Source organism: Actinophytocola oryzae (assembly GCF_004364325.1).
In the GTDB taxonomy this organism is placed as follows: Bacteria; Actinomycetota; Actinomycetes; order Mycobacteriales; family Pseudonocardiaceae; genus Actinophytocola; species Actinophytocola oryzae.
Window position 1 is genome coordinate 1 of sequence record NZ_SOCP01000002.1, and the last position, 13,594, is coordinate 13,594.

A 13,594-nucleotide genomic window follows, 5' to 3' on the forward strand; every position below is an offset into this window, starting at 1 on the left:
CCGCCGATCAACAGGCACCGCGCCAGCTCCCGACCCTCCATCCGGTGGCGACCTCGTAGTTTTGTAGTACGTGGATGGCTTTGGCGAGGCGGCCGATGCGGCGTGGGCTGACTCGGACTTTGTGCAGGATGCGCCAGTACTTGAGCTGGGCGTTCGCGCGCTCACCCGGCCCGCGGAGCCGAGCGTGGGTCCGGTTGGCGTCCTTCTGGGACTGGGGTTTGTTCTTGCCCTTGCAGGGAGTGATCACTCGTTCCCGAGTCTGGTCGTACCCGTGGTATCCCTTGTCGCTCAACGCGATCAGGTCGACGTCCTCAAGTGCGGCGAGGATGTTCCAGATCCGGGCTGCGGCGGTGTCGTGCGTGCTGCCGGGCAACTCGCCGGAAACCCCGAGGATCGTCCCGTCCGGGGAGGCGATGACCTGCAGGTTTACCCCCGTGGCGCTTGTGTTTGCCGGAATAGAACGGTCGGTCGGCGGCGATCCGATCGATCGGGATCAGCGTGCCGTCGATGATCACGTAAGCCAGCCCGTCACGCTTGGCCTGGCACAGTGCGGTCCGCAGCTTCGGCGCTTGCCTGGCGAGTAGTTCGACGGTCTCGGTCACAAACCGCCAGCACGTCGTGGTCGAGACCCCGAACCCAGCGCCGACCTGCGCGAACGGTTCACCTTTACGCAGGTAGACCAGCGTCAGGAGAGCCTGCTGGCCAGGGTCGAGCGCCCGCCACACCGAACCGATCTCCCGACGGTGGGCACGGACCAGGCCGGACACGAACGTGAGGGTCTGATGTGACAACGGCAGCGCGGCACGGTAGAACAACACCTGAAGCCCCTGGGATCGGCAGAACGATCTTGGTCGAAAGTCCTGCTACCAGGGGCTTCGCCACGTCCGGGCACCGACACGCCGACGATCATCAAGCTGTGATCAACGAGAAGCCCCGCCTGCCAATCCATCCAGACCAGGATGAAAAGGCTCAATGAAGAGATGACCGAGCATCTCGGCCACGAGAAGAACCAGGCTGAGCCCGAGCGCGACTCGACGAATGTGCGGAACGGCAGCCGGTCGAAGACCGTAATTCGGACGCCGCGGGCGAGGTCGAGATCAACGTTCCCCGTGACCGGGAGAGCACGTTCGAGGGCGGCCCGCGGCACGTTGGGCCGCACCATGCATGGGGTTCGACGTGGTGAGCCGAGCACCCTCTCTCGCGCGTGGAGCCTCGACAGAGTATGTTCAGCGCTGTACTACTTGGGTGGTTGCGTTCAGCCTGTGGAGGAGTCGTCGGCATGCGCGGAGAAGCTGGCGAGGATCTTCTCGCAGAGCAACCGCAGCTGGTCCTGTTCGGCGGGCGTCAGTGGGCCGATTACGTGCTCGCGGACGACGCGGGTGAACTCGGGGCGCGCGATCTCCATGGCGTCGACACCCAGGTCGGTGAGTGTGGCGGTGCTGCCGCGCCCGTCGGTGGGGTGGCCGTCTCGGGTGATCCAGCCCGCTCGTTCGAGTCGGTTCACGGCGTGGGTGATGCGGCTGGGCTTGCTGCCGGTCAGTGCTGCGAGCTCGCTCATCCGCAGTTGCCTGCCGGGTGCGTGCCGCAGCCGGCGCAGCAGCTCGAAGTAGCTGGGCGGCATGCCGGAACTGTCCTGCACCCGCCGTTCCAGCGTGTCGCGCACGCGGTCACCCGCGTGGGAGAACGCCTCCCAGACCGCGTGATCGTCCGGGGCGAAGCACGAGCCGTCGGCCGGGGAGGCCGACGGCGGGGCCTGCGACCAGGTGGCCAGGGCGTCGATCGCGGGGCGCAGGCCCTCGCCGTGCGCGGTCAGGGTGTAGTGGCCGTCGGTGCGGGTGACCAGGCCGGCGTCCTGGAGTTCGGTGAGCCGTTCGGTGAGGACGCGGTGCGACAGGCCGGGCAGGGCGGCGACCAGGTGGCCGAACCGTGCGGGTCCCTGGAGAAGCAGGTCGACGATCTGCCCGTTCCACCGCTTGCCCAGCAGCGCGAACACGGTCCCGGTCCGTGGGCCGCACGGGCAGGCGTCCGCGAGATGAGACATGCCGTCAGCCTACGTGCCCGCCGCGCATCGCCCAGCCGCGTCGCGTATCGCCTAATTGAGTTGGAAATAGTAACCCTGACGGAGTTGTTACTCAAGCGTGGACGTAGGGCCGAGCAGACTGGCTTGTCGACGCTGGGCACGCTCGACCGCCTCGTGAACGGGCAACCTGGAAGTGGTGGCGACGCTGGCCGCGCGGCCGGTTGCGACGAGCTGATCCTGTTACCCCGCGACCGGACATCGGGCAGGTCGCGCCGATCGCCCAGGCAGCCGGGCTCCACTGACCACGCGAAAGGACTGTCATGTCGTTCACCGACATCGAGATCGAGTACCTGTCCGGCCAGCGGCTGGGCCGGTTGGCCACCACGCAGCCCGACGGGACGCTGCAGGCCAGTCCGGTCGGCTTCCTCTACAACGAGGAGACCGGCACGATCGACATCGCCGGTCACGGGATGGCGAGGAGCCGGAAGTTCCGCAACGTGGCGGAGAATGGCCGGGCCGCGTTCGTGGTCGACGACCTGGCTTCGATCCAGCCGTGGCGGCCGCGGTGCGTGGAGATCCGCGGTACGGCGGAGGCCATCGCCGCGCCCATCGACTCGGCATGGGCGTCCGCGATCGGGCAGTTGGGGTTCGACGGAGCGATCATCCGCATCCACCCGAAGCGGATCATCAGCTTCGGCATCGGCGAGACCACCGACGACGTCCGCGAATTCAAGATCAACAAGCGGACCGTTGGCTGACACGGGTCCAGGCCGGACGAGTGTGTCGTCCTGGTCACTGCGGGTCGGCCGCCGACCGGTTCGTTCTCGGTGCGCTCAGCCGGGGGAACCCGTCGACCACCCGTTCTCATCGCGGCACACTTCTCCGACAGGAACAACATGAGTTTCAACACCCCCAACGGCACTCGTGGTGCTCGGCAGCCCAAAGCCGGCCGGCTGATGACGTGGCTCAACAACCGGAACGCGAAGAAGATCCGCCGCAGGGGTGGCAAGATCATGGGCTTCGACGCCCTGGTCCTGACGACCACCGGGGCCAGGAGTGGCGCTGAACGCACCACACCGGTCGGCTGGTTCCCCGCGGACGACGACGACAGCTGGCTGGTCGTCGCGTCCGCGGCGGGCGCGGCGAAGAACCCGGCCTGGTACCACAACATCGCCGCCCACCCCGACAAGGTCACCATCGAGATGGCCGGCCGAAGGATTCCCGTCACCGCCGAGCAGTTGCACGGGTCGGAACGCGCGGACGCGTGGCACCGGATCACCGAGGCCGCACCCCGTTTCGGCCAGTACGGGAACAAGACCGACCGCGAACTGCCGATCATCAAACTGACCCGGCGGGTCGGCTGAGGAACGGGCCGCATTCATCTGCATGGTCGGTGTGGCGTGATGCGAATCCCGGCGGGGGCCTTGCGGCGGCGGTGATCGCGATCAGATTCGCGGTGAGGGCCTCGAGCTGATGGGCGCGGGCGGCCGCGGTGGACACCGCGCATGCCGGGGATGGAAGCCGGTCGGCCGGCGACGTCGGCAACTCGTCATGGCCGGCCCACGGCACCGCCACCAGCACGACGGTCGCCGCGGCGCGTGTTCTGGTTGTCCGTGCCGGTGACGCCCAGGTCGGCTGCGGCCGATCGGCGCTCCGGGACCGCGGACCGGCGGGGTGCCGCGGGCGTGCTCAGGTGTCTGCCCTGCTCCCGTCTGCGACGAGCCGGGCGGCGATGTCACGCAGCTTGACGTTGCTCTGCTGGGACCGGGTGACGAGCCGTGCGAACGCCTCGTCGGCGTTGATCTGGTTGACGACCATGAGCATCCCCTTGGCCTGGTTGATCACGGCTCGCGACTCGAGTGCGGTGCGCAGTTGTTCGATCTGTTCCCGGCTCTTCAGATACCGGCGTGCGTTGCCCAGCGCCCCCTCCGCAGCGGTGGTGTACAGCTCGAGCAGGGCGGCGTCCAGCCTGCGGAAGCCGTGGGCCTGGTCACCGTAGAGGCTGAGGGAACCGTGGTACTCCTTGTCCACGTACAACGGCGCCGACAGGTAGCTGGTCACCCCGCGCTGTGCGGCCGCCTCCGCGAAGTCCGGCCATCGGCCGCGCACATCGGTCACTGTCACCCGCACCACCTCGCCCCTCTTGGCGGCTTCCAGACACGGGCCCTCCCCGGCCCGGCACTGCGCGTGGTCGATCTCCGCGGCCAGCTCGTGGGTCGTGGCCGCCGTGTGCGGCTCCTCACCACGCAGCAGCGTCACACTGGCCGCGTCCGCCTCCGGAATCGCGTGCACCGCCTGCAGACAGGCCCGGTGCAAGATCGCACTGAGGTCCTCCTCCTGGCTCATGATCCGGGACAGCTCGTCCAACGCGGCCGTCACGTCATCGAGTTGGCGGATGAGGTCGTCGGTCACGGTGTCGGCTACCTGCTGGCGGCCAGGCTGCTGCTCCATCGAGCCGGGATGCCCTCTGACGTCGGATTCATGCACGCGACGACGAGCAGGCTCGGCTGCGCGCACGTAGGGTGTCGGCGTTCGTGGGGAACTCGGGTGCTGGAGGGCGCGATGCGACGACACCGATACACGACGTGGGGCCTGGGTGCGCTGTCCATAGCGGCGCTGAGCGGCTGGCTCGTGCGTCGGGGTGCGGCACGCGCGCACCTCACGGGTGCCGCGAAACTGGCTCCGCAACCGCCGAGCAGGGATCCGGCGAAGTTCGTTTCCGAGGTCGGCACCCACGCCGGCGCGGCAGGCGTGAACCCGGTCCTGGTGATGGCGATCCTGTACAACGAGTCGTACAAACCGCACGCCCCGCTGCTGGAACGGGCCTGGCAGGCACTCCACCGCGACTCGGCCTTCGGGGTCGCCAACATGCACCGGGTCACCTACGAGCGCACCAGACGCGGACGCTGTTTCGCGGAACGCTCGTGGAAGGAGTTGCCCCACGACCCCGACCTGGCCATCCAGGCAGCGGCATGGCACCTCCACGACCTCCGGACCCGACTGCCTGCCGCCACCACGAACTCCTTCACAACCGACGAGCTCCTCGCCATGGGGTACAACGCGGGTGTGCGCAACATGCTCAGGTTCGCCAGGGGGAGGCAACCCGGTCCCCTGGCCCGTGCCTACGTCGAGCGCCTCCGCGAACACTGGACACCGGCCGAAGACGCCCTTCGCCCGGGCTGAGTGGGACCTCGCTGCGGAACAGTCGAGGACACCAAGGACCGAAGACCCGGGGCTGCAGCGCTTTCGGTGATGGCGTCTGCGGTCGGCGGGGCGCCTCCACCGAGGTCACCGTTAGACTCTGTCGCGATCGAACCACCACCGTGCCGTGCACACCGGGACAACTCGCCGCCGTGTGCCGCGACCACAACGGCTTCGTCCTGGCATGGGGCCGCGCGTCCCTGGCCGGTTTCCTCCTGCCCCGGACGCCGCGCAACTGGCCGTCGCGGCGGAGTCCCATGTCATGCCGTAGCGGCCGCGTCACGAGCGCCGGACGCGGAACACCGGCCGACCCGTCAGCGCCCGGCGGGCAACGGCCGGCCGATGTCGAGTTGGGCGATGTCGGCGAGCAGCCGTGCGGCGAGGCTGGCCGACGCCGTCGTGGTCGCACCGATGGTGTCGGCGGCGAGCCGGGTGACGTCGACGACCCGTGGGTCGGTCTGCCACCGCGGGTCGGACACGCGGCAGTGCCGTGTCCGGTCCGCCTGCCGTATCGACAGGTTCGCGATCTCGCCGTCGAAGATCTGGAGCAGGACGTTGGCGGAGAGGAGCGAACCGCGCACGTTGCGTGACTCGGCGCCGTGCCGGTCGACCGCGGTCACCGCCAGGTCCGGCCAGCCGGCCACGGTGTCGGATCGGATCAGGAACCCGCTGCGTGCCACGGAATCCTCGGCACCGAGGGCGTACCTCGTCCACGGTGCCAACGCGTCGGCGGCGAGCAGGTCGGTGACCAGGCCGCGGTCCAGCTCGAAGTCGCCCGGTGTGCCCCGGCCGATGCTGAGTGCGCCGTCCAGCAGGCACGCGACCCAGCCGCGGTGCAGTGAGAAGAACCGCAGCGACTCGACGGGGAGCATGTCCTCGGCCGGTACCAGGTAGTTGAACGGGACGTCGTGGAGCAGGGCCAGGTCGTCGAGCCAGGACAGCAGCTCCTCCGGCACGGCGAGCCGCGCCGTGTCCCCTGACTTGTGGCGGCGGGCGCGTGCTCGTTTCCACCGGAACAGACCGGCCGCGAACGGCTTGTCACGCAACGCGAGCAGGCGGCCGAGCGTCCACGCGGCGGCGAGGCTCGCGTCGTTCCCGACAGCCAGCTCGGTCGCCGCGCGGGCGGGCAGTGCCGGTCGGTCGGACGTCGGGACCGGCACCAGCGGACCGTGGTAGCCGACCGTGCTGACCGCGCCGTCCTCGGTCGTGTGGCGTGTCGGGCGCGCCCCGCCGATGGGCGCGCTGTTGGTCCTGACCCTGCCGAACAGCCGGGTCAGGTCGTGGTCGGAGTCGATGGCCGTGAACCGCCAGCTCGTCAGGCTGACGAGGCGCACCGGCCCGGTGCCGGTGAACCCGGCGGCGGTGTACCTGCCGCGGACCGAGACCAGGTGTGCGACGTGCCGCGCGCCGGGTCGGGGCAGCCGGTTGCCGACGACCACCGCGCGTTCGGTGCCGTCCGCGTCGCGGCGGACGTGTGCCAGCAGTGCCAGGTCACCTCTGCCGCCGGAGGTCTGCGGTGGGAGGAGCGCCGTGGACGGGAGGTCGATGATCGTGACCTTCTCGTCGTCCGGCTGGCTCTTGTCCAGGGTGTCGGCCGGGAAGCCCACGCCCCGCAGCTCGGCAGGCAGCGTGGCCGGATCACGCAGCTGGCCGACGGTGACCACGTGGGGGACCGGCAGGTCCGGTTCGTCGAACAGCAGCAGCGCCAACCCCGCCACGGTCTCCTGCGCGGGGTCGGCGGTCTCCTGCCACGGCAGCGTGCTGCTGTCGAGGATGATGTGCGGCAGGTCGGTGCGGTAGTCGCCGAGCGCGCCGTCGGGTGGGTAGACGGCGTAGATGTCGCCTGCCGTCAGCGACGCCCGCGCGCCGGAGACCACGAAGTCCCCGGTCGCGGTGAACCGCTGCGCCGGGATCCTCTTCGTGCCACCGGCCTCGTCGGTGGTCACGTCCTGGACGAGGTCGAGCCGGTAGGTGCCACCGGCGAGGCGCGGCAGGTGGTACTGCAGCAGTTCGAGCCCGCCGGAGGCGGCCCGGTCGGTGCCCTCGTCCGGGATGCCGTTCGGCCGGATCTCGAAACCGACCAGCACGTCACGTGCCAGGGCCGGTGCGTTCGGGTCGGGTCGCAGGCTCGTGCCCAGCTCACCCCACATCCCGGCCGGGAGGTGCGCGAGCACCGGCACGAACGCGAAGTGGTGCTCGACCGGCAGCGTGCCGTCCTTCGTGATCGTGATGCGCACGGTCGAGGTCAGGTGCGGTCCGGTGTGCTCGGGCAGCGCGATCGCCATCGGACCGACCGCGACGGCGCCTGCCGGCCGGTGTTGGCCGGTCGGTGTCTGCGCCGGGACGCCGGTGGGCGTGGCCGCGACGAACGGGGCGTAGGTCACCTCGTCGTCCTCGACGGTGTAGTAGAGCGTGCCGACGGGGAGGTCACCCCGGATGTGCGCGCCGGTCGACGGGATCACGGTGTGGGTCGCCAGCGCGAGTCGTTGCGGGTCGAGCACGCCGAGGTCCGTCCTGGCGCCGGTGTTCCTGCGGATGAGCCCGTCCGTGACCGCGACGGCGCAGCGGTCGGCGTCCGGCAGGAACGAGGCGCTGAAGGTCGGCCAGTCCACCGGCGTGGGGCCGGGGTTGCCCTGCGGTCCGAACGTGACGTCGAAGGAGAACACCAGCAGCGTGATGTGTGCGGTGCCGGCGAACTCGGGGCCCCAGATGTGCAGGCTGGCGCCGACGTCCACGGAGATCTGGCAGCCGAGGAACCGGTAGGAGGCGTTGACGTCGACGTAGGCGGACGCGTCGTAGTGGTAGGGCTTCCACGCGACGATGAAGTCCGCGCCGACGACGAACGCCGCACGCACGTCGTCGCTGGACCACACTGCTTCCAGGTGTCCGCCTGCCATCAGCGACACCGGGGTCAGCGCGTAGTAGGCGTTCCCCTTGACCACCAGCTGCGGGTCGACCTGCCAGTTGAAGCCCAGCGCCGGCACCTTCGGGTAGTGCGGCGGCGCGGTGAAGCTCGGGTGGTAGCCGCCGACGGTGAGCGCGAAGTCGCCGTCGTGCTCGCCCGCGAACCACGAGTAGAACGCGAACCCGCCGGTGAGGTGGCAGTCGCGGGAGAACAGGAAGGACGCCGCGGTCAGCTGCGCACTCACGCCGAGGAAGCCGTCGTCGGGCACGAAGCTCGCCTTCACGGCCAGCTGGATCTCGGCGAGCGGGCTGATCTCCCTGCCCACCTCGGGGGTCGGCGCCACCACGGTGGACAGGCCGAGCAGGTTCAGTTCGAAGCGCCTGCCGAAGCTCGCGACCAGCAGGGCGAACGAGTCGATGATCCGGAACGACAGGAACTTCACGCCGACCGCGAGGAAGACGCTCCCCGCCGAGGGTGGCACGGCTGCGCGCATGGTGGCCAGGGTGGTGCCGAGGAGGTCCTTCGGGCTGGCCGTGCCGGTGACGGGTTGCGGGCTCTTGGCCGCGGTGATCAGCGGGAAGTCGGCGACCTTGTCGACGGTCGGCACCACGATCGCGCGGTTGTAGCCGAAACCGGCGGCGAGGCCGGTGACGAAGAAGAACGGCGGACCGCCGATCGCCCTGTCCAGCACGGCGTAGACGAACAGCGACGGCGCGCCGTCCAGGTAGGCGTAGGACCCGAGCGCCGCGATGCTCATGGCCTCGGTCCGGATCAGCGCGGCGCCGTCGTACTCGTCGTAGGCGGTGCCGCCCGCCGGGGTGACGGTGCTGCGCAGCAGTGCGCCGCCGATCTCGACCGGACCGTCGCGGTAGTCGACGCCGACGCCACGCAGGTCGAAGGTCGGTGCGAAGTGGTCGATCGACGAGCCGAACGCGAGCCCGTCCAGCGACAGGGTCAGCCCGGCGACGGACAGCGCTGCGTCCAGCAGGAAGCGCACCGCGCGGTCCTGGTACTCGAACCCGACGCGCTGGAAGTACACCGGGCCGAACGAGCGCTGCACGTCGAACCAGCGCGCGTTGTCCGACGCGCTCGCTGCCGGCCCGCTCACCGTCGCAGGCGCCGAACCCGTGGTGTCACCGGTGGTCCCGGCCGGCAGGCTCAGGGTCTGCGCGGCCGCGTCACCGAGGAACAGCCGCGCGGTGACCGTGAGTCCCGCGGTCAGCGCCACCGCCGTGGACGCGGGCGCGGACTGGCCCTGCGTGGTGTCCCCGGCGACGTCTGGCAGCCCCGGCACGGAGGCGGGCAGCAACGCGTTGACGGGACCGATCTCGGCGACCGCGAAGTCCCGGGTGGCCGCCAGGAGCCGCAGGCTGTCGATGCCGACCTTCCGCTGCGGCGGGAACTCCTTGCCCACCAGGGGGAGCTGGGACAGTCCCAGTTCGAGACCGAGGTCGAGTCCGAGGAGGAAGCCCGGCGAGTCGCCTCGGCTGACGACCAGCAGCACGTCCCGCAGGTCGATCTCCAGGTCCTCGGGCACCAGTTCGGCGAGCGAGGTCGACGCCGCCGCGACGAGGTCCCTGACCTGGAGCGACCGGGCGTCGCCGGTGTGGGTGTAGACGGCGACGAACACCGTCGACGCCGTGCCCTGCGCGAACCGCAGGTCGAACTCCAGGTCACCGACGACGACGGTGCCGCCGAAGGTCTTGCGGTAGGCCGCACCCTCCTGCTCCAACCGGATCGTGACGGTCAGGTCGACCGCCTTGTCGTCGATGGGGAACGTGACCGCGCAGGTGAGGTCGAAGGCTTGGGTCGCGGAGTCGAACCAGATGCGCAGGTCGTTTAGTGCCAGGTCCGCGAGTGACGCCGGGAGGTGGGAGTCCACGCCGAACGCCGTCACCAGCTGGTCGTGGACCGCGCCGAAGGTCAGTGGCGCCCCCGGCACGCTCTGCCCGGTGAACTGCCACCCGCCGGTGGCCTCGGCGTGTTCGGCGAGCACCTCGAACTCCGCGCCGAACAGGGAGAACGCGCCCTCGACGTAGCCGGTGACGTCGTCGTGGTCCTTGTCGATCTCGAAGCTGAACCGTTCGAAGCCGACCGGCACCGGGCCCACGTCGAGCACCCAGGTGGACGTGATGGCCGCGGCGAGGGAGTACCGCTGGGCGTCCGGGATGGCGGTGATGTCCAGCTCGTCGACCTCGACGTCGGGGAACTGGTCCCCGCCGGGGAGGTATCTGCCGACCAACGTGCTCAGGTGGATCGGGGTGGTGGGGGAGATGCCGCCGTGGAAGGTCAGGTTCGGCAGCGCGAGCGCGACGTCGAACCTGGTCCCGTCCAGCGTGACGTGACCGGTGATGACGACCTGCTGGAGCGCGCGAGCGGCGAGGTCGAAGGCGATGCTCACGCCGTCGATGGCCAGTGCCTCGATGCCGAGTCCGGCGAGCCCCCGCTCGACCTGGTCGGCGAGGCCGGCATCGCCCGCCAGTCCGGCGAGCGCGGCCAGCCCGGGCAGCACGTTCCCGTCGGCGGGCTGGATCTCCAGCGCCCAGGCGTACTGGCCGAGCATGGCGAGCCGGACCCGGAAGTCCTGTCCGAGGTGGAGGGTCGCGTGGATGTCCCCGCTGATCCGCTCGACGTAGCGCTCGCCCTGCTGCTCGCCCGTGGTGCCGAGGGTGACGCCGATGTTCTCGAGGTCGGCGAGGCCGTCGACCAGCGGCCAGGTCCCGTCCGCCAACGTCGAGCCCGCCGTCACGTCGATGCTCTGCGCTGACCCGTAGCCGATCGTCATGCGCAGTGCCGAGAGCGGCACGGAGTCGAAGATCGGGACGTCGGGCGGCAGGTAGCCGCTCAGCTTGTTGTCGCTGACGAAGTCGGCGAGCGCGACCAGCGCCACGGTCGGTCGCGTGCCGGCCGCCAGCTCGACGGTGAGCAGGTCGTCGCGTGCGGTGCCGGTGATCGACACGTCCGTGTCGCCGACGCGCACCGAGCCGGTGACCTCCGCCGCCACCGCGAACGCCGCTGGTTGGGTGAACCGGAGCAGGATCCAGGTCAGGTGCAGCGACCGGACGCCGGTCATGCCGGTCGGCCACTGCTCGTCGGTGGCGGCCGCCACGGTCAGCTCGGTCGCGGTGAGCTGGAGGTCCGGTGCGGGCAGCCGCAGCTCGCCGTTCGGCAGGCGGTCCAACAACCCGGCCAGCGCCGGCACCGGGCTGGCGGCCGCCGTGAGCACCAGCACGCCGTTCTGCATCGACTGTTCGAGGTCGGTCCGCAGCTCGGACAACGTCGTGGGACTCGTCATCGGGTGGCCGATCAGTCGGTGTGCGCGATGGTGACGGGTGCGGCGGCCTGGAAGGCCACGGTGAACAGGTCGTTGGCCGCGAGGGTCGCCGCGACCGCCGCGGCGTTGCCCGCCGCCGGGACGCCCGGATCGCCGATCGCGTTCAGCGCCGCGTTCGTGGCGGCCCGCACCTGGTCCGGGCCGCCGAGGCTGCCCGCGCCCGCCACCGCTCCGGCCAGCGCCGCGGTGCCCGGTGCCATCCCGGCGGCCAGCGCGGCACGGGTCGTGAGCCGGGCCAGTGCCGGCGCCGCCGCCTGGCCGTTGAGACCGCCTACCGCCGCGCCGAGTGCCGTGCCCTGCGCGGCGTTCGCACCGACCAGTCCCGCGGCCAGTCCGGCCACCGCCGCGAACCCGGCCCCCGAGGCCGAGGCCAGGTTGGCGCGGAGCGCGAAGCCTGCGAACCCGGCGGCTGTCGCGCCGGGCACCGACACCGCGGGCCCCGCGCCCTGCGCGGCGGCCGTGATGCTCGCGGCGGTGGCGCCGGGTACCACGGCCGCGCCGATCACCTGCGCCGCACCGAGACCGATCGCCGCGGCCCAGCCGGGCCCGGCCGCGGCCACGGCCGCGATGGCGGCGGCCTGTGCGCCCGCTCCCGGGGCGGCCGCCGCCGCGGCGACGGCGACCGACACCAGCCCGGGTACGCCGCCGCCACCTCGGTTGCCCGCGCTCTCCACCGCGTTCCCGACGGCTGTCGCGGTGGCGGGGCCCGCCCCGACCGCGACGGCCGTCGCCGCGATCACCCCCCGCATGACCGCGGCATCGGCGATGGCGTCCAGTTGCGCGGCGGTGAGCCCCAGGTTGGTCACGGTCGAGACGCGGTCGGCGGCGGCACGCACGCCGCGGAACACCTGGCCCCGGCAATCGCGCTGCGACTGCGCCTCGGTCACGGTCAACCGGATGCTGGCACCCGGCGGGCCCGCGGTGCGCCCCGCGTCACCCGCCCTCGTGTGCGCCATGGTCAGGTACCCCGTGAGGTAGTGGAGGATCGGCGGCAGCGGGGGCTTGGGAGGCACGGTGGGATGCCTGTTGAGGGCGTCCCGGCCGATCGGCAGCTCCGGGTAGCCGTCGAGGGAGTTGACTACCTCGGGGTGCGGGTGGCCGTAACTGTTGTTGTAGCCGCACGAGACGACCGCGGCGCTCGGCCGCAGCCTGGTGAGGAACTCCCGCGACGAGGACGTGACGGCGCCGTGGTGGCTCGTCTTCATGGCCAGCACGCGCCCGGCCGCGTTGCCGTTCTGGTTGAGGAACGCACCGACACCGGGGTTGAACTGCATCGGGACGGCACGGATCGTGTTGAGCCCGTCCTCCTGCTGGCGGAACAGGTCACCGGCGACGTAGTACCGGAAGCCGTTGAACTCCAACAGGAACCCGAGGCTCTTCGCGTTGTCCTGGGTCTTGGCGCTCTCGTACGCCGCGATCTGGGCGTTCGACATCCGGTTCGGCCCGTTGAAGATGTCCACGGTGGAGATGAACCGGGGCAGGCCCGCGACCTGCCGGACCCACTTGTTGGCCACGACACAGCGCAGAGTGGGGTGAAGAGGTGCGTGGGCGGGCGGGTTCTCGGCCCACGCCGGGAGTCCGTTGCCCCACAGCACGTCCTTGCCGAGCAGCCACGTCGGCGGCTCCGAACCGGCCACGTTGGGCACCGTGGGGAAGTGGTTGGCGTCGTACCGCGCGATGTCGAAGCTGTTCACGTCGGCCGTCGCGTGCAGCATGCCTCTCGCCGCGATCGCGTTGCGGTACACGGAGTACTTGCTCGCCCGCACGTTGGGGACGTTGTGCTGGTCCGTGTAGGTGTCGAACAGTCGCAGGTTGGGCAGCCGGCCGCAGTCGTAGACGATGGCGTTGTGGTAGCGAGGGGTCACCGGCCGCTGCAACAGCTCGGTGATGCCGTAGAAGTGGTCCTTGTCGAAGTGGGTCACCACGATGGCGTCGAGGTTGATCGCCGGTGCGAACGCGTTGATGTAGGCGTTGACGTAGCCGCCGCCGCCCTTGTCGCCGCCGTCGATCAGGACCGCCCGCGCGATCGGGGGGTGGGCGCCGACCGCCGGGTGCCGCGCGATGATCAGGGTGGCGTCGCCGGGTCTGCGCAGGTAGATGTGGTGGATCTCGAGCGTCCACGGCATCGGGTTTC

Annotated in this window: 7 protein-coding genes and 2 pseudogenes; 4 read left to right on the plus strand and 5 right to left on the minus strand. The window is 70.7% G+C overall.

Translation table 11 applies throughout. The annotated features are described in order from the left end of the window. Positions 1 to 7: 7 nt before the first annotated feature. Positions 8 to 818 (minus strand): annotated as a pseudogene (locus tag CLV71_RS04040) (transposase family protein). A gap of 150 nt (positions 819 to 968) precedes the next feature. On the opposite strand from CLV71_RS04040, the pseudogene CLV71_RS50585 reads away from it, so the two are divergent. Then, positions 969 to 1,132: pseudogene (locus CLV71_RS50585) on the plus strand (transposase); the annotation flags it as partial. A 123-nt stretch (positions 1,133 to 1,255) separates the two neighbouring features. On the opposite strand, the gene CLV71_RS04050 reads toward CLV71_RS50585, so the two are convergent. Then, complete coding sequence (locus CLV71_RS04050; protein ID WP_133901252.1) at positions 1,256 to 2,041, minus strand: winged helix-turn-helix transcriptional regulator; 786 nt, start codon at positions 2,039 to 2,041, stop codon at positions 1,256 to 1,258. A 299-nt stretch (positions 2,042 to 2,340) separates the two neighbouring features. Here CLV71_RS04050 and CLV71_RS04055 point away from each other — a divergent pair, with 299 nt between their 5' ends. Beyond that, entirely contained in the window at positions 2,341 to 2,778 is a 438-nt protein-coding gene (locus CLV71_RS04055; protein ID WP_133901253.1) for a PPOX class F420-dependent oxidoreductase, read from the plus strand. A gap of 138 nt (positions 2,779 to 2,916) precedes the next feature. Further along, a complete protein-coding gene (locus CLV71_RS04060; RefSeq protein WP_133901254.1) occupies positions 2,917 to 3,384 on the plus strand; it encodes a nitroreductase/quinone reductase family protein in 468 nt (155 codons plus the stop codon). 325 nt (positions 3,385 to 3,709) lie between these two features. Here CLV71_RS04060 and CLV71_RS04065 read toward each other — a convergent pair whose 3' ends face one another. Beyond that, complete coding sequence (locus tag CLV71_RS04065) at positions 3,710 to 4,471, minus strand: ANTAR domain-containing protein (protein ID WP_133901255.1); 762 nt, start codon at positions 4,469 to 4,471, stop codon at positions 3,710 to 3,712. A 111-nt stretch (positions 4,472 to 4,582) separates the two neighbouring features. Between CLV71_RS04065 and CLV71_RS04070 the strand changes: the two genes are divergently transcribed. Then, entirely contained in the window at positions 4,583 to 5,203 is a 621-nt protein-coding gene (locus tag CLV71_RS04070) for a transglycosylase SLT domain-containing protein (RefSeq protein ID WP_133901256.1), read from the plus strand. Positions 5,204 to 5,535: 332 nt separating this feature from the next. On the opposite strand, the gene CLV71_RS04075 is transcribed toward CLV71_RS04070, so the two are convergent. Then, entirely contained in the window at positions 5,536 to 11,421 is a 5,886-nt protein-coding gene (locus tag CLV71_RS04075; RefSeq protein WP_133901257.1) for a DUF6603 domain-containing protein, read from the minus strand. A gap of 11 nt (positions 11,422 to 11,432) precedes the next feature. After that, positions 11,433 to 13,586, minus strand: a complete 2,154-nt coding sequence (locus CLV71_RS04080) for a ComEC/Rec2 family competence protein (RefSeq protein WP_133901258.1) — start codon at positions 13,584 to 13,586, stop codon at positions 11,433 to 11,435. Between the last annotated feature and the right edge of the window lie 8 nt (positions 13,587 to 13,594).